The 19250-nt window shown below is 64.4% G+C and carries 14 protein-coding genes and 1 tRNA gene; 6 read left to right on the top strand and 9 right to left on the bottom strand.

From position 1 onward, the window contains the following. Positions 1-42 precede the first annotated feature (42 nt). Positions 43-3159, bottom strand: coding sequence for a bifunctional diguanylate cyclase/phosphodiesterase (locus tag ACYVNQ_RS11155; RefSeq protein ID WP_460902536.1), 3117 nt, complete (start codon positions 3157-3159; stop codon positions 43-45). Next, entirely contained in the window at positions 3156-3956 is an 801-nt protein-coding gene (locus ACYVNQ_RS11160; RefSeq protein WP_460902537.1) for a substrate-binding periplasmic protein, read from the bottom strand. Before ACYVNQ_RS11160 ends, ACYVNQ_RS11155 begins: the two co-directional genes overlap by 4 nt. A gap of 238 nt (positions 3957-4194) precedes the next feature. On the opposite strand from ACYVNQ_RS11160, the gene ACYVNQ_RS11165 reads away from it, so the two are divergent. After that, positions 4195-5397: a LysR family transcriptional regulator gene (locus ACYVNQ_RS11165; protein WP_460902538.1), complete on the top strand. Its 1203-nt coding sequence runs from the start codon at positions 4195-4197 to the stop codon at positions 5395-5397. A gap of 52 nt (positions 5398-5449) precedes the next feature. Here the strand turns inward: ACYVNQ_RS11165 and ACYVNQ_RS11170 are convergent, their stop codons facing one another. Then, positions 5450-6475, bottom strand: coding sequence for an alcohol dehydrogenase (locus tag ACYVNQ_RS11170; RefSeq protein ID WP_460902539.1), 1026 nt, complete (start codon positions 6473-6475; stop codon positions 5450-5452). Between the two features lie 284 nt (positions 6476-6759). Between ACYVNQ_RS11170 and ACYVNQ_RS11175 the strand changes: the two genes are divergently transcribed. Genes ACYVNQ_RS11175 through ACYVNQ_RS11185 form a run of 3 tightly spaced genes read left to right on the top strand, consistent with a single transcriptional unit; the run spans position 6760 to position 10963 of the window. Further along, positions 6760-7947, top strand: a complete 1188-nt coding sequence (locus ACYVNQ_RS11175; protein WP_460902540.1) for an HlyD family secretion protein — start codon at positions 6760-6762, stop codon at positions 7945-7947. Further along, entirely contained in the window at positions 7944-9515 is a 1572-nt protein-coding gene (locus ACYVNQ_RS11180) for a DHA2 family efflux MFS transporter permease subunit (RefSeq protein ID WP_460902541.1), read from the top strand. The genes ACYVNQ_RS11175 and ACYVNQ_RS11180 overlap by 4 nt, the downstream gene beginning before the upstream one ends. A gap of 8 nt (positions 9516-9523) precedes the next feature. After that, positions 9524-10963 carry an efflux transporter outer membrane subunit gene (locus ACYVNQ_RS11185; protein ID WP_460902542.1) on the top strand — a complete coding sequence of 480 codons (1440 nt, stop codon included), beginning with the start codon at positions 9524-9526 and terminating at the stop codon, positions 10961-10963. A 170-nt stretch (positions 10964-11133) separates the two neighbouring features. Here ACYVNQ_RS11185 and ACYVNQ_RS11190 read toward each other — a convergent pair whose 3' ends face one another. Beyond that, the gene (locus tag ACYVNQ_RS11190) at positions 11134-12006 is read right to left on the bottom strand and encodes an NAD(P)H-binding protein (protein ID WP_460902543.1); all 873 of its coding nucleotides are present in this window, start codon (positions 12004-12006) and stop codon (positions 11134-11136) included. An 80-nt stretch (positions 12007-12086) separates the two neighbouring features. On the opposite strand from ACYVNQ_RS11190, the gene ACYVNQ_RS11195 reads away from it, so the two are divergent. Then, on the top strand, positions 12087-12536 hold the full coding sequence (locus ACYVNQ_RS11195) for a winged helix-turn-helix transcriptional regulator (RefSeq protein ID WP_460902544.1): 450 nt from the start codon (positions 12087-12089) through the stop codon (positions 12534-12536). 169 nt (positions 12537-12705) lie between these two features. Next, positions 12706-14211, top strand: coding sequence for an MDR family MFS transporter (locus tag ACYVNQ_RS11200; RefSeq protein WP_460902545.1), 1506 nt, complete (start codon positions 12706-12708; stop codon positions 14209-14211). Between the two features lie 235 nt (positions 14212-14446). Here ACYVNQ_RS11200 and ACYVNQ_RS11205 read toward each other — a convergent pair. The 5 genes from ACYVNQ_RS11205 to pheS all read right to left on the bottom strand — a co-directional run bounded on the left by ACYVNQ_RS11205 (position 14447) and on the right by pheS (position 19222). Next, positions 14447-14523 (bottom strand) — tRNA-Pro (locus ACYVNQ_RS11205). Positions 14524-14642: 119 nt separating this feature from the next. Beyond that, complete coding sequence (locus ACYVNQ_RS11210; RefSeq protein ID WP_460902546.1) at positions 14643-15053, bottom strand: MerR family transcriptional regulator; 411 nt, start codon at positions 15051-15053, stop codon at positions 14643-14645. A gap of 47 nt (positions 15054-15100) precedes the next feature. Then, positions 15101-15511 carry an integration host factor subunit alpha gene (locus tag ACYVNQ_RS11215; protein ID WP_460902547.1) on the bottom strand — a complete coding sequence of 137 codons (411 nt, stop codon included), beginning with the start codon at positions 15509-15511 and terminating at the stop codon, positions 15101-15103. A gap of 88 nt (positions 15512-15599) precedes the next feature. After that, the gene (gene pheT, locus ACYVNQ_RS11220) at positions 15600-18032 is read right to left on the bottom strand and encodes a phenylalanine--tRNA ligase subunit beta (protein WP_460902548.1); all 2433 of its coding nucleotides are present in this window, start codon (positions 18030-18032) and stop codon (positions 15600-15602) included. 176 nt (positions 18033-18208) lie between these two features. Continuing rightward, the gene (gene pheS / locus ACYVNQ_RS11225; RefSeq protein WP_460902549.1) at positions 18209-19222 is read right to left on the bottom strand and encodes a phenylalanine--tRNA ligase subunit alpha; all 1014 of its coding nucleotides are present in this window, start codon (positions 19220-19222) and stop codon (positions 18209-18211) included. Between the last annotated feature and the right edge of the window lie 28 nt (positions 19223-19250).

Raw genomic sequence — 19250 nt, forward strand, 5'->3', positions numbered from 1 at the left:
GGCCGCCGCGCTGCACCGCGGCCCGGCACGCACAGCGCACCGTCAAGGCTCCAGTCCAACCGCGTTGGTATCGAAGCTGCGCGCAAACGCCTCGAACTCACCGATCGGCAGCGGACGGCAAAAGTAGTAGCCCTGATACGCGCGGCATCCGATGTCCGCCAGAAAATCGCGTTGCGCCTCGGTCTCCACGCCTTCAGCGATCACCCCCAGCCCCAGACTCTGCGCCAGCGCGACGATGGTGCGCGCGATCACCGCATCGTTCGCGTCGACCAGGATGTCGCGCACAAACGAGCGGTCGATCTTCAGCTGGTTGAGCGGCAGCCGCTTCAGATACGACAGCGACGAATAGCCGATGCCGAAATCGTCGAGCGAAAATTCGACGCCCTCGGCCTTCAACGCCGCCATCTTCTCGATGATGTCCTGCACGTTGTCGACCAGCACGCTCTCGGTCAACTCGAGCTTCAACCGGTGCGGATCGGCGCCGATCCGTGCAATCACCGCGAGCACCTTGTCGACGAAGCGCGGATCGCGCAATTGCTGCGCACTGACGTTCACCGCGATCGTCAGATGCGCCATGTCGCGCTCGCGGGCCCAGCGCGCGAGCTGCAGGCACGCGGCTTCGAGCACCTTGTCGCCGAGCGCGATGATCAGCCCGGTCTCTTCGGCAAGCGCAATAAACTCGGCCGGCGCGACGATGCCGCGCTCCGGATGCTGCCAGCGCACCAGCGCCTCGGCGCCAGTCACGCGGTCGTGCTCGCCGACCTGCGCCTGGTAGTGGACGAGGAACTGGTCTTCGTCGAGCGCCTTGCGCAGCGCCGCCTCGAGCGTGGCACGCTCGAGCACCACCCGCTGCATCGACGGATCGAAGAAGCACAGCGCGTTGCGGCCGCGCTCCTTGCATTTGTACATCGCCAGATCGGCCTGCTTCAGCAGTTCGTCGATCGATTCCTGCGGCCCCTGGAACACGGTGGCGCCGATGCTGCCGCTGGTGCGGTATTCGATGCCGTCGAGCTGGAACGCTTCGCCGAGCACGCGGAGGATCCGTTCGCCGATCGCCTCGGTGCGGCGCATCGCTGCGGGGTATTCGGTGCCCAGGTTGCCGAGCACGACCACGAACTCGTCGCCACCCACCCGCCCGACCGTGTCGCCGGTCTGCACGCAGGCCGACAGGCGCTGCGCGACCTGCTGCAGCAACACATCGCCCTTGTCGTGGCCGAGCGTATCGTTGAGCGTCTTGAAGTTGTCGAGGTCGACGAACAGCAGCGCGCCGCACGCGCCGCTTTGCGCGTTGCGCACGATCGCCTCGCGCAAGCGCTCCCACAACAGCGTGCGATTCGGCAAGCGCGTCAGCGCATCGAAGAACGCCAGTTCCTTGATGCGCTCTTCGGCGATCTTGCGCTCGGTGATGTCGTGATGCGTGCCGACGTAATGCGTGACGTTGCCGTTGTCGCCGGTCACCGCGGTGATGGTCAGCCACTTCGGATAGATCTCGCCGTTCTTGCGCCGGTCCCAGATCTCGCCTTGCCAACCGCCTTCGCGCCGGATGGTCAACCACATCTGATGGAAAAACGCCTTGTCGTGCCGGCCCGACTGCAGGATGCGCGGCGTGCGGCCCACCGCTTCCTGCGCCGTGTAGCCGGTGCATTCGGTGAACGCGGAGTTCACGCGCAGGATCGTGCCGCTCGAGTCGGTCACCATCATCGCTTCGAGCGAGTCGAATGCGACCGCCGCGATGCGCAGTTCCGCCTCCACCTGCTTGCGTTCGGTGATGTTGCGCCCGCTGGTGCGAAAACCGGTGAACGCGCCCTTCCCATCGTGAATCGGCACCCACGAAACCGACAGCCAGATCACCGCGCCATCCTTGCGCACACAACGAAATTCGAGGTCGGCGCCGCGCAGGCCGCGCCGCCCTTTCAGGAACTCGGGCGCGACGCGCGCCATGTCGTCCGGATGAATCAGCTTGCTCGCGAAATCCGGCATCGCCATGCATTCCGCGACGCTGTAGCCGGTGTACTCCTCAACCGATGGGTTGATCCAGCGCGGCTTGCCGTCCGGCCCCCACCACACCTCCAGGTTCACCGTGCAGTCGGCGATCGCGCGGAATTTTTCCTCGCTTTCGCGCAGCTCGCGGGTCATCGTCGACGCGAGGCGCAGCGCGCGGCTACGGCCGGTGGCGAGAAACCACGCGAGCAGCGCAAGCAGCACGCCCAGGCCGCCGCCGGTGCCGGCAATCAGCCACTCGGCGTTGCGGCCGAAGCGGTCGAGAAAGCGCGGTTGTGCGGCGAGCGTCAGCATCCAGTCGTGACCGCCGACTACCAGATATTCGTTGGCCGTCAGCTGCCCTGGCGTGTGCCGCTGGCTGCCGGCGTTCGGCGAGCGGTACAGCAGCGCCTCAGGCGACGCGTCGACGCCGTCGTAGAGTGTCAGCGCGAGGCCCGGCGGTTCTTCTCCGTACAGGCTCGCGATCACGTCGCTCATGCGGAACGCGGCGTAGATCCAGCCGATCAGATGCGCGCGGCGGGCCGCGACCGAATCGATCGGGCCGGGTGCGTACACCGGCAAGTACAGGATGAAGCCGGGCAACTCCGGCAAGCCCTGGTCGGCGGCGAGCTGTACCTTGCCGGACATGACCGCCATCCCGGAGTCGCGCGCCTTTTCCATCGCGGCGCGGCGCACCGGGTTGGTCCACGCGTCGAAACCCAGCACCATGCGGTTGCTGTCGCCGAATGCAATGCGCGAAATGATCGGCGCGTAGCCGCTGCGCGCGCCGGCCGGCTCGAGCGCGTAGCTTGCACCGACCAGCTGACGCATGGTCGCGATGTGCTGCGCGGCGTCGGCCTCGGGTACCCATTGCACGAGGCCCATCGCCGAGATGCCGGACAGGTTCGCATCCGAATTGAGCACGTTCACGTAATCGCGAAAGCGCTCGCGATCGAGCGTGCCGGTGGCGACGAACAGCGCCTGCACGCCACGCAGCATCTGCTCGTAGGCCGCCATGCGCTGCTCGATGCGGCTGACCGCGTCGCCAAGCGCGAAGTTGAATTGCGAGCGCAACTCGTGCTGCGACGCATGCCGCTCGTGATCCCACACGGCCCACGTCAGACACAGCGCGGCACACAGGACCAGCAACGGAATCAGGACGAGGCGCGCGCGCGTCACGGCAAGGTCTGGAAATCGACCATCGCGTCGGCCAGGTCGGGTTTGAAATACTTCCTGAAGATACGCCGCACCGTGCCGTCCGCGCGCATGTCGTCGACCAGCGCCTGCCAGCGGGCGCGCTCGTCGTCGGACAAGGCTTTTTTCGACATGATCAGGCCATGCGGCACCGCCGGATCGTTGAACTCGATGATGGTCGTGACGTTGCGGATGTTGTCCTCTTGCAGCACAGGGTAATCGAATGGCTCGATGATCATCCCCTGGATATGCTTGGCAATCAACGCCTGATAAAGCGGGTCGAGGCCGCCCGCGAGACTCACGCGATTTTCGGCGGCGAGGCTGTCGACCAGCCGGTTGGCGGAATCGCTATAGCGGAAGCTGCGGATCACGCCGAGCTGGAAGCGGTTATTGTGCTCGAAATCGGTCAGCGCGCGGATGCCCGAATCCTTGCGTACCAGCAGATAGAACTTGTCGCTGAAGTACCACGCGAACGACGCATAGTGGTCCCGCTCCGCGTTCGTGATGCCCGACAGGCTGAAGTCGAGCGCGCCCGATTCGATCAGCTTCCAGATGCGCGCACGCGACATCACGCTGACGTGGATCTCGCAGCCGCTGCGGCGCGCCAGCGCGTCGGCGAAGTCCTTGTCGATACCGGAATCGGTGTCGGTCGAATAGAGCAAACCGTGCTCGTGCAGCGCAAGCGTGAACGGGCGCGAGCAGGTGGGGCCGGCGGCCAGCGCAGCGCGGCTGGTGCAGCACATCATCAGAAGTACGAGCAAGCCGACTGTTATGTGCCGCATCGAATGGTCTCCGGCTTGGTAAGTGGTCTGGTAGCGCGAATTCTGTGCAGCCTGGGTGACAGTATTGCGGGTGCCTGGGTCACCGCACCTTTCGCCCGCGCGGTCACCCTGCGCGCGTTGCCGGATCACGCTGCAGCCGGCGACGCATTGTGACCGAAAAAAACGACGGAAACATGCTTGATGGGTTTACGGCTGGATGAATGTGGAACTTTAGGATGGGGGGTTCTAATTTCGTCGGGTGGTGGACCGGCAGACTTCGGGTTGCCGCCCTGCCCGGCCGCCGCAGGCGCTGCCCGAAACAAACAGCTGCCGTACAAGGCCAATGAAGGCCAATGAAGGCCAGTGCAAAATCGAGCCGCGGCTGTGCGCGAATGATGGGTTTCGCCCAGCCGGCCGCGCGACCATAATGCCTGTTGCCACGGGCAAATTCGTCAACAGGCTCGACACCTCACCGCCGCGCTGCGCGAGCGGCACGACCGGCTTCCCGGACTCGCACCGGCAACGCCTCACACCCTCAATCCACCGCCTTCGCCCCATGAACGACCCCACCCCACACCATCCGAGCTGGGAGGACATCCGCTTCTTCATCGCGCTGGCTCGCCACGGCAGCCTTGCGGCGGCCGCCCGTGCGCTGTGCGTGAACCACACGACAGTCGCGCGGCGCATCGCGGCGCTCGAACAGGCATTGGGAGAGAAACTGGTCGAGCGGCGCCCCGACGGCTTCGTGCTGACGGCTGCGGGAGCGCATGCGGTCGCCGCCGCGCATCAGATGGAAGCGGCCGCCGCGGCGCTGAGCCGGCCCGGCACCGACGACAGTCCGAAAGGTCTGGTGCGGATCAGCGCGACGCCCGGTCTCGCACAGGAATTCCTGTCGGCCCGGCTGCCGCGGCTGACCGCGCGCCACCCGGGGCTCGACATCGAGCTTTCCGCCAGCGTGCGCGCGGTGAGCCTCGACTTGCGCGAAGCGGATATCGCGCTGCGCTTCGGCCGGCCGCTGGACGGCGATGTGATTGCGCGGCCGCTCGTCACGCTGGACTACGGATTTTACGCGGCGCCGGAGTGGCAGCAACGCATCGCCGTGGGCGCCACGCCGGTATTCGTCGCGTTCGACGAAGCCAACGCGTCGATTGCCGACGCCGCGTGGCTGATGCGCTGCTTTCCGCGTGCGCGGTTCGCATTCCGCGCCGACAACCAGTCGGCGCAGGCCGCCGCGGCCCGTGCCGGCGCGGGCATTGCAATGCTGCCGCATTTCATCGGGCGAGCCGTCGCCGGGCTCGTGCCGTGTGCGCTGGAGCCGCTGCCGCCTTCCCGCGAGTTGTGGATGATTACCCGGCCGGGCGACAACAAAAACCGCGCGGTCAGAGCAGCGACCGATTTTCTGACCGAGACGTTCGTTGCAGAACGGGCGCTGTTTGACGCGGCGTACACGGTTTCACCGTAGCACCGGGTTGTCGGACCGGCGCCCCCAGGTTGTCTACCGGGCGCCGCGACGCCTATTGCCCCATTACCAGCACGACCCGAAAGCGCGCTTCATTGCGCATCATCCGCTGATACGCTTCGCCGGCGCGTTCAAGCGGATACGTCTCGGTCATCGCGTTGATCCGCTGCAGCACGCTGAAATCCAGCGTGTCTTCGCTGTCGCTGGGGCTGCCGGTCAGCGAGCCGGCAATCGAGCGGCTGCCACGCACCAGCGGCAGCGCATCGACCGCCATCGCCTCACTACCGCCCAACCCCGCGATCAACAGTTCGCCGCGTGGCGCAAGCCCGGCGGTCAGCGCCGCCATCGACTGGTTGACCGCCGCGGTCGCAAGAATCGCCTTCGCACCGCCGAGTTTCTGCAGTTCGGCGGCCACATCCTGCGCGGCACTGTCGATGTAGTGATGCGCGCCGAGCTGCACCGCCAGTGGCAGTTTGTCGGCGCCGCGCGAGATCGCCGCAACCCGGTAGCCCATATGCGCCGCATACTGGATCGCCAGATGCCCGAGGCCGCCCACGCCCTGGATCGCGACCAGTTCGCCGCTGCGCGCTTTGGCGTTGCGCAGCGCGTTGAAGGTCGTCAGGCCCGCACATAGCAGCGGCGCGGCGTCGACGGACTGCAGTTCGTCCGGAATCGACGCGAGCGCGTTGGCCTTCGCGATCATCACCTCCGCATAGCCGCCGTCGACACTAATACCGGTGAAATCGCGCGCCTCGCAGCTCACCGTGTCGCCGCGCCGGCAATGCTGGCAGATACCGCAGTGGCCACCAAGAAAGCCGACGCCGACCCGCTGCCCAATTCGCCACGGTTCGGCCAGCGCGCCGAGCGCATCGATCCGCCCGACCACTTCGTGGCCCGGCACACGCGGATACGCGATGCCTGGCAGAACGGTGCCGTCGACGGTCCACGAATCGCTGTGGCACACGCCGCATGCTTCGACGCGGATTCGCACATGCGCTGGCGGCGGTTCGGGCAAAGCAAGTTCCACCATTTCCAGCTGGCCGGGCGCGATCGCCTGGATCGCCCTGTAAGTCCCTTTCATGTCGCGCATCCCATCAAGCGTTGGCGCGCACCACTAGCGTAGCGGCGCCGGTTGTCAAAAGAGTCGAATTCCTAAGGGATTATCGATGCGTCGCAAGCGGCTCGTAACTGGCCGTACGCGCACGCCGGACCTGCGATGTTGCACGGCGCTGCCGGCCCTGCAAATTTGCGCATCCAGCGCGAGCGAATGGGGAATTTGTTCGCAGCGTCGGTTCTGTCACAGTAACGCCGACGCTGCTCGTTCAGGCGCAGCGCGAATCATTTCATTGCATCACACACCACACCATGACCTCTTCTTCAACAGCGGGCGTTCCACCGGGGAACGCCCAGGCTCCCGCTCGCGCACGCTCCCTTCCGTGGATGTGGCTGGCGCTGTTGCTGGTGGTTGCCATCGCGCTCGCCGCGGGCGGCTACTGGTACTTTGCGGGGCGCTTCATCGAAACCACCGACGACGCCTATGTCGGCGGCGACGTCACGGTGATGGCGCCGCGCGTGAGCGGCTTCGTGACCGACGTCGCGGTTACCGACAACCAGTACGTGCATGCCAACGACGTGTTGATCCGCCTCGATGCGCGCGACTACGATGCCCGGCTTGCCGACGCGAATGCCCAGCTACAACGCGCGCACGCCGACGCCAGCGAGCTTGCCGCGCAACGCGCGCTGCAGCTTGCGGTGATCGACGAACAGGCGGCCGGCGTGCAGGCCGCGAACGCCGAACTGACACGCAGCGCAGCCGATCAGACGCGTTATCGCGAGCTCGTAAAGGACGAGGCCGTGTCGAGCCAGCTGACCGAGCGCGCCGACGCGGACCTGTCGAAGGCGCGCGCCGCGCTGGCGCGCAGCAACGCGACGCTGCTGGCTGCGCAGCGCCGCCTCGCCGTGCTCGATGCGCAAGTCGAGGCCGTAAAGGCTCACGTGCTGTCCGCGACGGCCGCACAACGCGTGGCCGAGCTGAACGTCGAATACACCACGCTGCGCGCGCCGCTCGACGGCTATGTCGGCAACCGCACCGCGCGCACCGGCATGCTGGCCAATATCGGCGCGGCGCTGCTTACGGTCGTGCCCGCGCGCGGCTTGTGGGTCGATGCGAACTTCAAGGAAGACCAGTTGCGGCGGATGCGGCCGGGCGACAAGGTCGACGTGCAACTCGATGCGTCGAGCCAGCCGCTCGCGGGCGTTGTCGAAAGCCTCGCGCCGGCCACCGGCGCGACCTTCAGCATCCTGCCGGCCGAGAATGCGACCGGCAACTTCACGAAGATCGTGCAGCGCGTGCCGGTGCGCATCCGGCTCGATGTGCCGAACGACATGCAGCAGGTGCTGCGCCCGGGCCTGTCGGCCACCGTGCGCGTGCATCTGGACACCGCCGGCGGGGGTTCCGGCGGGGGTTCCAGCGCGGGCCTGCCGCAGGCCGCCGGCGCCGCCCGTGATTCGGCTGCGTCCGCCACCGCGCCTGCCACCGGCGACGCGCGATGACCGCCGCCCTCAATCCCGCCGACCAGCCGTTGCGCGCCAAAGTCTTCGCGTTCGTGCTGATGTGCGTCGGCTTCTTCATGGCCACGCTCGATATCCAGATCGTCGCGTCGTCGCTGAAGGATATCGGCGGCGGGCTGTCCGCGAGCCAGGACGAGCTGTCGTGGGTGCAGACCTCGTACCTGATCGCCGAAATCATCGTGATCCCGATGTCCGGCTGGCTGTCGCGCGTGTTCTCGACACGCTGGCTGTTCACCGCGTCCGCGTTCGGCTTCACTGTGGTCAGCATGGTGTGCGGTCTCGCGTGGGACATCGATTCGATGATCCTGTTTCGCGCGCTACAAGGCGCACTGGGCGCGGCGATGATCCCCACCGTGTTCACCACGGTGTTCGTGCTGTTTCCGCCCGGCAAGCAGCGGCTGATTGCGTCGACCGCAGTCAGCACGCTGGCGTCGCTCGCGCCGACCATCGGCCCGGTGATCGGCGGATGGCTGACCGGCGAGTGGTCGTGGCACTGGCTGTTCTTCATCAATCTCGTGCCCGGCGTGCTGGTCACCGTGCTGGTGCCGAAGTTCGTGCATGTCGACGAGCCCGATCTGTCGCTGCTCAGGCGCGGCGATTACCTCGGTATCCTGCTGATGTCGGCGGCGCTCGGCTGCCTCGAGTACGTGCTCGAAGAAGGACCGCGCAAGAACTGGTTTGGCGATGATGCGATCGTTGCGTGCGCATGGATTGCCGGCGTCGCCGGCTTCCTGTTCATCGTGCACGCGTTCACCGCGAAGGACCCGATCGTCGATCTGAAAGCGCTCGCGCTGCGCAACTTCGCGATCGGCAGCGTGTTGTCGTTCGTGATCGGAATCGGCATCTACTGCATGGTGTTTCTGACGCCGGGCTTCCTGTCGCGCGTGCGGGGTTTCGATTCGCTGCAGATCGGCGTGGCCATGCTATCGGTCGGCAGTGCGCAGCTGGTCGGCCTCGTCGCGTACACGTGGTTCGCACGCTTTGTACCGCTGCGCACGCTGCTGGTGTTCGGGCTCGTGCTGTTCGGGCTCGGCTGCGTGCTGTACGCGCCGGTCACCCATGAATGGGGCTGGCAACAACTGCTGATACCGCAAATGCTGCGCGGTTTCGGGCAGCAGTTCTGCATCTCGCCGATCGTGATGATGTCGCTCGGCAGCTTGCCGCCGGCGCGGCTCAAATCGGCGAGCGGCCTGTTCAACCTGATGCGCAACCTGGGCGGGGCGATCGGCATCGCGGTGGTCAGCACGATGCTGAACGACCGCCTGAACCTGCACTATGAGCGGCTTGCCGAACACGTGAACGCCGGCCGGCCGCGGATCGACCTCGCCCTGGGCCGGCAGATCGCGCAGTTGCATGCGCTGGCCGGCGATACGCTGAACGGCACCGCAGGCGGCATCGGCATGCTGCACGCACTGCTGATGCGCGAAGCGCTGGTGCTGACCTTCTCCGATACCTTCGTTGCGGTTGCGCTGTGTTTCGGCGTCGCGTTGCTTGCGATGCTGCTGTCGAAACCGTTCGGCCATACCGCGCCGCCCCAGGACGCACACTGAAAAAAACCATGGTAAAGATGATCGAAACGGCGCTCGCCGCAGCGGCCGCGCTGACGCTGGCCGCCTGTGCGGTGCAGCCCGCCACGCATGCTGATTTGCCGGCCGCCGTCGGCGCGCTGGCGCCCGCTGCGTGGAGCGTCGACACGCCGCAGGATCCGCTCGATGCAAACCGCTGGTGGTCGCAGTTCGGCGACGCGACGCTGCACGAGCTGGTGCAAACGGTGTTGCACGGCAACCTCGACGCACGAGCCGCGCAGGAGCGCATCACGCAGGCGCAGGACGAAGTCAGGCAGCGCCACGCCGCGCTAGTGCCGCAACTCGACGCGGGCGCCCTCGCCGCGCACGCGCGGCAAATCACGCCGCCACCGCTCGGTTACGTCGATTCGGCCGGCTTCGGCGCGACGGCCAGCTGGGACCTCGACGTGTTCGGCGGCGAACGGCTCGCGGTGCTGGCCAGCCAGGCGTTGGTCGCGGGCCGCGAGTCGGCCTTGCATGCGCTGCGTCTTGCGCTGGCGGCGGATACCGCTGCCGCATATATCGACTTGCGTTGGGCACAGGCGGAACGGCGCATCCTCGACGACAACCAGCGAATCAGCCGCCGCGCGCTGAAGCTGACGCAGGACCGCTTGCGCTTCGGCCTGTCGACCCAGCTCGACGTGGTGCGCGCGCAGAACCAACTGCTGGATGTAGAAGCTCGCATGCCGCGTATCGATGCGCAGATCCAGCATCAGCTGAGTCTGATCGCTGTGTTGTCAGGCCGTACGCCCGAAAGCATCGGGCAATCGCTATCGATCGACGCGCGCGACATTCCGGTGCCGTCGCAACGCGTGCCGCACACGCTGCCGTCCGCCGCGCTGCTGCAGCGCCCCGATGTGCGAACCGCGTATGCGCAGGTCGAGCAGCGCGCCGCGGAAGTCGGTGTATCGCGCGCCGAGCGCTACCCGAAGTTCCAGCTCAGCCTGAGCGACGGTTTGCTGGCAGCGTCGTGGGTCAACAGCCCGACGCTCACCGACAATCTGTTCAGTGCGGCGTTGAGCGCGACCAGTCCGATTTTCAATGCCGGCCGGATCGCCGCACACATCGACGCGAGCGAAAGCCGGATGCGCGAGTCGCAGCTCGCACTCGATCAGACGATGCTGAACGCGCTCAAGGAAATCGAAGACACGCGCAGCGACCTGGTGAACGACGCGACGCAGACCGAGCGGCTAGGCGCGGCATGCGACGCGTCGAAGCACGCATTGACGTTGTCGACGCAGTTGTACAAAGGCGGTGCGTCGAGCTTTCTCGATGTGATCGACGCGCAACGGGTTTATCTGCGGGACGCACAAGCGCTCAATCAGGCGAGGCGTGCGCATGCGCAGGCCGCCGTTGCGCTGTATCGTGCGCTCGGCGGCGGCTGGGAAGTGGCGCCGGAAACGGCCGCGCTGGCGGATGCGGGCCGCGATTGACGCACGCGCTGGCGCTGCGCCATGGCCGGCGTAGCGCAGCCTCGCCCTTCCGTCATGTGCGAGGCCGGCTGTTACAGTGCACCGTTCACACCGGGCGTATCGCCGCGCGGGCGGATGGATCGCTTTGCGTGCACAACGCGTAGCTGTGCCGTCGTGATGCGATCAGGCCATCACGCCGCGAGCGCTGCTGCCATCGTCTTTTCAAAAGGCGTCGTCGGACGGCCGATCAGCGCGCGCAGTTCGCCTTTGTCGTCGAACAGCGCATCGTCGGCTGCACACTTGTCCGAATCGGAGAGCAGCGCCGCGACCGGCTCGGGCAGTCCGGCTGCGAGCAGCGCGGCCTTGAATTCGCTTTCGGGCAGATTGTTATACGCAATCGACTTGTGCGTCTGTGACGACAACTCAGCAGAGAATTGCGCTAGCGTGAATGAATGGTCGCCCGCGAGCTCGTAAATTCGCCCGGCTTGCACGTGCGCAGCCGTCAGCACGGCAGCCGCCGCGGCCGCATAGTCGGCGCGCGCCGCGGACGAAATGCGGCCAGCGCCGGCGCTGCCAAATAGCGCCGAGTGCGCGAGCGCGGCGGGAATTCCAGCCGTGTAATTCTCGGTGTACCAGCCGTTGCGCAACAGCACGAACGGCAACCCCGACGCACGCAATGCGGCCTCCGTCTGCCGATGATCTTCGGCCAGTCCAAGCGGCGAGGTATCGGCGTGCAGCAAGCTCGTGTACGCCAGCAAGCCGACGCCGGCGCGTTTCGCCGCATCGATGACGTTCGCGTGTTGCGCAACGCGCTGGCCGAGGTCATTCGACGAAATCAGCAGCGCGCGTTCGATGCCTTGAAATGCGGCATCGAGTGAACGTGGTGCGGTGTAGTCGCCGATGCGGACCTGCACACCCAGCGCCGCGACGCTCGCGGCGGCGCGTTCGCTGCGCACCAGTGCATGGATCCGGTTTGCCGGCGTGGTGTCAAGCAGCGCGCGCAGCACGAGTTGCCCTAGTTGCCCGGCAGCGCCGGTGACGAGGATAGTCGGTTGAGTGGACATCGAAGAGCTCCTACTGTCTGTGGTTGAGACTCGGTCTATCATAGAGGCCAAGTTCCGAACGCGTAAGGAGGCAGTTTTCCGTGTCCAAGTTACCCGACAGTAACCTTGTCGACGACGCCACCGCGGCCCGACACTCGGCAGCAACGCGCTTTAACGAATGGCAGACGCAGGGCTTTGACGCCGAGCGCTGCCCGTTGCGCAACGTACTCAATATGATCGGCGACAAGTGGTCGACGCTCACGCTGATGTCGCTATCGGGCAAGGCGCGCCGTTTCAATGAACTGCATCGACAGATTCCGGATATCTCGAAACGCATGCTGACGCAGTCGCTGCGCACGCTGGAACGCAATGGGCTGATAACGCGTCATGTGTTTCCGACCAAGCCGCCGAGTGTCGAGTATCGGCTTTCGTCGCTAGGCCAATCGGCGATGGCGCCGCTTGATACGCTGACCGCGTGGGCTGAGATCAGCTTCGACAAGATCGTCGATGCGAGAAAGCATTTCGATAGCGCAGTAGCGCCACAAGATTGAGGTTCGTGCCGCTACCGTAAGCGGCCGCCGCCGACGGCAGCGAAACGCAACGCCGTCACGTCGCACGAAGCACAACTTCAACATTTGAGTATTCGATCTTGCCTGAGAGTGCATATGCATGTATAAATCCGTCGATGCCGCCGGCCATATCGACTTTTGATGGATTCGCATGCCCCACTCCGTCTCTGCTTCGCAGCGCTCGCTGATCCTCGGCACGATCATGCTGGCAACCTTCATGGTATCGATCGAGGCCACGATCGTGGCCACTGCGATGCCACGTGTCGTCGGTCAACTCGGCGGATTCGCGTACTACAGCTGGGTGTTCTCCGCGTTTTTGCTCGCGCAATCGGCCACTACGCCCATCTATGGAAAACTCGCCGACATGTTCGGTCGCAAGCCCGTGCTGCTGACAGGCATCGTGCTGTTTCTTGCGGGCTCTTTGCTGTGCGGCTTCGGCTGGTCGATGACGTCGCTGATCGCGTTCCGTGTGCTGCAGGGTCTCGGCGCGGGGGCTATTTACCCCATCGCGATGACGCTCATCGGCGATCTGTACACGCTTGAGGAACGCGGCAAGGCGCAAGGCATGATCGCGATAGTCTGGGCCGCCTCCGCGGTCGTCGGGCCGCTCGCCGGCGGCATTATCATCGACCGTTTCTCGTGGGCCTGGATCTTCTGGATCAACCTGCCGCTCGGCGTGCTGACGATCATCGGCTTCTCACGCTTTCTACGCGAGAAGTTTGAGCATCGCGCAGTCAGAATCGATTATGCCGGCGCGCTGCTTTTTTCAGTCGCGATCGTCTCGCTGCTGCTTATGCTGACGGAAACGGACGCATCGGGCTGGGTGCTCGCCGGTCTCGCGCTGCTGTTTTTGGTCAGCGGTGGCTTGTTTATTTTGCAGGAGCGGCGTGCCGCCGCGCCCATCATTTCGCTCGAACTGTGGACACGCCGCCTCATCGCGACCAGTAACGCGACCACCCTGCTTGCCGGCATGGCGCTGATCGGACTGACCACCATCCTGCCGATCTACGTGCAAGGTGTGCTCGGCCTTTCACCGATCACGGCGGGTACCACGCTGACCTCGCTCATCGTCGGCTGGCCGCTCGCCGTGATGCTTTCCAGTCGACTCTTCAAGACCTTCGGCATCCGTCGCTCGGTGCGGGTGGGCAGCCTGATTTTTCCGTTCGGAGCCGTCTTTCTGCTGTTGCTGACGCCGCACAGTCATCCCGCAGTGGCCGCATTCGCGTCATTTCTGATGGGCTTCGGGATGGGGCTCGTCAGCATCACCGGCATCGTGCTGGTACAGGAGAGCGTCGAATGGTCGATGCGCGGCAGCGCTACCGCGTCGATTACTTTTTCGCGCAGCCTCGGCAATACCTTGGGTGCCGCCGCGCTCGGCGCGATTCTCAATCTGGGCATCACGCATTACGGCAACGGCGAACTGGCCACCCGGCTTCTTCACCTGCTTGACGAACCGACTGGGCTTGCGCAGCTCGCTAGCAACCATGACGTGCGGGCCGTTTTGTTTCAGGCTTTGTACTGGAGTTTTTGGGGCGTCGTCGTGGTCGCGGTGCTTGCCGTCGTGAGCGCCTGGCTCATTCCCATTGCCGGTAAGGGAAACGATATGCGTGTGCGCGAAAAAACAGATGAGGTCTCGCGCGACAAACTGGATGCATAGGATGATCTGGCAGGCGCTAAGCGCTGAAGCTGGCGCCTTCATCGGCTAAAAGAAAGTCTTGGGGCGTGCGCCACTTCAGGAAGCGAACGTGTACCGAGTTCGTTCTTAGGCAAGCTGATCAATGTCGCGTTGGTTGCAGAGTGTCCGGCATCTGTCAGCGGCGCTACTGATGGACAATGCTGCGCAAATGAAAAAGGACTTACGGCTTTCACCGTAAGTCCTTTTTCATTTTTCCTGGTCGGGGCGAGAGGATTTGAACCTCCGACCACCTGCACCCCATGCAGGTACGCTACCAGGCTGCGCTACGCCCCGAAGCCAGCGAGTATAACAGAGCCAAACGTGGCTGAGTACCCTCGCGGACATGAAGATCGCACTTTGAGGATCGCAACAAGATCGGCGTTTGCGCCTTGGTGCCCAACTCAATGCGCAACTTAGTGCCCAAGCAAATCGATCACGTGCAACAGCTCCTTGCGCAACTGATCGACATCGACCGCAGCGCTAGCCGCAGGCGTCGCCGCCGCTGCTTCCTGCGCCTCTTCACGCTCGGCGCTATCGGCCTGCGCATGCGCGCTGCCATGCGAATCGAGCCGGTTGCGCGCGCCGTTGATCGTAAAGCCTTGCTCGTATAGCAAGTCGCGAATCCGCCGGATCAACAGCACCTCGTGATGCTGGTAGTAACGGCGATTGCCGCGGCGCTTGACCGGCCGCAACTGCGTGAACTCCTGCTCCCAATAGCGCAGCACATGCGGTTTCACACCGCATAACTCGCTCACTTCGCCAATCGTGAAGTAGCGCTTCGCCGGTATCGGAGGCAAGACGACTTTTTCGATCGTCGCTGTCATCGTCAGTTAGGCCGTCGTGATGGTTGCGCGCGCACGCGCCTTGCGTGTCAGCGCGTGAGACTCGCCTCGGCGCCGTTCTCGACCAGCGCTTTCAGCTTTTGACTTGCATGAAACGTCACGACACGGCGCGCGGCAATCGGAATCGCCTCGCCCGTCTTCGGGTTTCTGCCGGGACGCTGCGGCTTGTCGCGCAACTGGAAATTGCCGAAGCCGGACAGCTTCACGCTGTCGCCGCTTTCAAGCGCGTCGCGAATCACCTCGAAGAACGCCTCGACCATGTCCTTCGCTTCGCGCTTGTTCAGCCCGACGTTATCGAACAGCAACTCGGCGAGTTCGGCCTTCGTCAGCGTCGGCGTTTCGCCCGACGCGCTGGCCGGTGATGTCGGGATGTCGCGAATCATGGCGCTACGCTGCGCCGTAAGAAGGGCTTCGAAATCACTCGAGTTCATTTCATTCATATCTATCAAATGGCGCACTACCTGAAACGGATAGGCCGCAACTGCCGCCTTTCTGTAACCCACACGTAACCAGAAACGTTACCGCGGGTTATCCGCGCAACCGCGCGCCATATGCTCGAGCCAGACGATCCACCAGGGTTTGAATGGCCAGATCGACCGTTTCGTCCTGAAGGGTCCCGCCAGTATCTTGCAACGTCACACGGAACGCAAGGCTTTTCTCGTGGGCTGCCAGCCCACCGGAAGTACTTGATTTTGGACGAAATTCGTCGAAAAGTGCAACCCTCTGAACGGTCTTGCAGGCGTCGTCCGACAGCGCCTTTTGCAGCTCGTCGAGCAGTGCCTGAACCTCGATTTTCTGATCCACGACCAGCGCGATATCGCGCCGGACCGGCGGGAATTTCGACACTTCGGTCGGGCTCGGCAATGCGCGTTGCATCAGCGCTTCGGCTTCGATTTCGAATACGATCGGTGCGTGCGGCAGGTCGTATTTCTGCAGCCAGCGCGGATGCAGTTCGCCAATCCAGCCGACTGCGCGGCCATCGACTTCGATGCGCGCGCTGCGGCCCGGATGCAGCGCCGGGTGTTCCGCCTTCACGAAGCGCGCGACCGCGGGTGCGAACAGCGCTTCGACGTCGCCCTTCGCGTCGAAGAAGTCGACTTGCCGCGACGGCGCGCCCCACTGCTCTTCGAGCACCGGACCATACGCAAGCGCGCCGAGCATCTTCGGCTGCGCGAAGCCTTCGACCGTCATCTCGCCGGCCTTGATCGCCGGGTCGTGCAGGAACACGCGGCCGGCTTCGAACACACGGATGCGCTCGGCGCGGCGATTCAGGTTGTGACGTAGCACGCTGATCAGACTGCCGAACAGCGTCGTGCGCATCACCGACAGTTGGCTCGCAATCGGATTGAGCAGACGCACCGGATTGCTGTTGCCGGCGAAGTCCTGTTCCCACTCGGCATCGACGAAGCTGAAGTTCACCGTCTCCGCGTAGTCGCGTGCGGCGAGCGCGTGGCGCAGCATGTGAATCGAGCGCTGCGTTTCATTCGTGCGGCGCATTTCGCTGCGTGCGACCGGCGGATTGGCCGGAATCTTTTCGAAGCCGTAGATGCGCGCGACTTCTTCGATCAGGTCTTCTTCGATCTCGATGTCGAAACGATATGGCGGCGGCTGCACGGCGAAGGTGTCACCGTCGCGCTCGAAGGACAGACCGAGACGCGTGAAAATATCGGCGATTTCATCCGCGCCGATCGCGATGCCGATGATGCGCTGTGCACGCGCGACGCGCATCTTCACCGGCGCGCGCTGCGGCAGGTTGACGACCTGATCGTCGACCGGGCCGGCATTGCCGCCGCAAATGTCGAGGATCAGCTGCGTGATGCGTTCGATATGCTCGACCGTCGTCGAATAGTCGACACCGCGTTCGAAGCGATGCGCTGCGTCGGTCGAGAAGTTGTACTTGCGCGAGCGGCCGCGAATGCTGTCGGGCCACCAGAACGCGGCTTCGAGATAAATGTTGGTGGTGTCGAGCGTGACCGCCGTGCTGTCGCCGCCCATGATGCCGGCGAGGCTTTCGATATGGCGATCGTCGGCGATCACACCGACGGTTTCGTCCAGTTCGACGGTGTTGCCGTTCAGCAGCTTCAGCGTTTCGCCGCGCTTGCCCCAGCGCACGTCCATCGCGCCGTGAATCTTGTCGAGGTCGAACACGTGCGACGGCCGGCCCAGTTCGAGCATCACGTAATTCGAGATATCGACCAGCGCGGAAATGCTGCGTTGGCCCGAACGCTCGAGGCGCTCGACCATCCAGTGCGGCGACTTTGCGCGCGCATTGACGCCACGAATCACCCGGCCCGAGAAGCGGCCGCACAGATCGGGCGCCGAAATTTTCACCGGCAGCGTTTCGTTCAGTGTGACGGGCGCCGGCTTGATCTCGACCGGCTTCAGCGGCGCACCGGTGATCGCTGCGGTTTCGCGCGCGATACCGAACACCGACAGGCAGTCCGCCTTGTTCGGCGTGAGTTTCACTTCGAAGATCGTATCGTCGAGCTTCAGCGTTTCGCGGATATCCTGGCCGATCGGCGTATCGTCCGGCAGGATCAGCAGACCGCTATGGTCTTCGGACAGCTTCAGTTCGCGCGCCGAGCACAACATGCCCTGGCTTTCCACGCCGCGCAGCTTCGACAGCTTGATCGCGAACGGCGCACCGCCCGCTTCCGACGGCGGCAGTTGCGCGCCGACCAGCGCGACCGGCACCTTGATGCCCACCGCCACATTCGGCGCGCCGCACACAATGTTCAGCGTCGCGCCGGTGCCGGCATCGACCTGGCAGACGTTGAGCTTGTCCGCATCCGGATGCTTCGCAACTTCGAGCACACGGCCGACCACGATCTTCGTGGTGGGCGGCGCGACCGGCCGCAGGTCTTCCACTTCGAGACCGGCCATGGTCAGCGCATGCGACAGCTGTTCGGTCGTCAGTTGCGGAGCGACAAAGGTTCTAAGCCAGGATTCCGGGAATTGCATGGTTCTGTACGTTCTAAACAGGTTGAACTCAATCGCTCGGCGTCCTGCCGGCACGGCTTGCTAGCGTTCGCATGCAGCATGCGTTGCCCGCCGAAGACACGGTAGAGGGCGACGGCCCTGTGGGTGCCGCCGCACCGCGCGACGCCCACGCGAGGCACGCGTGATGCATTGCGCGCTTACGCGAACTGCCGCAAAAATCGCAGATCGTTTTCGAAGAAGAGACGCAGGTCTTGCACGCCGTAACGCAGCATCGTCAGGCGCTCGAGGCCACTGCCGAACGCGAAGCCGATGTAGCGCTCCGGGTCGAGGCCCATGTTGCGCACCACCGTCGGATGCACCTGGCCCGAGCCCGAAATTTCGAGCCAGCGGCCGGCGTTCTTGCCATGCTCGAACATCATGTCGATTTCGGCTGACGGTTCCGTGAACGGGAAGTACGACGGGCGGAAACGCACCTGAATGTCGTCACGCTCGAAAAACTTTTTCAGGAAATCGCTGTAGACGCCTTTGAGGTCGGCGAAGCTGATGTTCTCTTCGATCCACAGGCCTTCGACCTGGTTGAACATCGGCGAATGGGTCGCGTCGCTGTCGACGCGATAGGTGCGGCCAGGCACGATCACCTTGATCGGCGGCGTGTTGGTGCGCGCGTAGCGAACCTGCATCGGGCTGGTATGCGTGCGCAGCAGCAGCGGGCGGCCGTCGGCATCTTTGCCGTCGATGTAAAACGTATCCTGCATTGAACGCGCCGGATGGTTTTCCGGGCTGTTCAGCGACGTGAAGTTATACCAGTCGGTTTCGATCTCGGGACCGTCGGCCACGTCGAAGCCAATCGTGCGGAAAATCTGTTCGACGCGCTCCCACGTGTGCATCACCGGATGCAGACTGCCCTTGCCCGGGCCACGGCCCGGCAGCGTCACGTCGATCGCTTCGGCGGCGAGCCGCTGGTTCATCAGCGCGTCGGCCAATGCCTGACGGCGCCCGTTCAACGCGGCTTCGACCTGCTGCTTGGCGACGTTGATGCGCGCCCCTTCGGTCTTGCGCGCTTCGGGATCGAGCTTGCCAAGCCCCTTCAGCTGTTCCGTCAGCACGCCCGACTTGCCGAGAAAACGCGCTTTCTCGTTTTCGAGCGTCGTGACGTCGGCGGCGTGTTCAAAGGCGCTTTTCGCGTCGGCGACAATCTGGTCCAGGTCCATTGATCCCATCTTCTCAACGTCAATGTTC

The sequence above is a fragment of the Paraburkholderia jirisanensis genome (assembly GCF_054782355.1).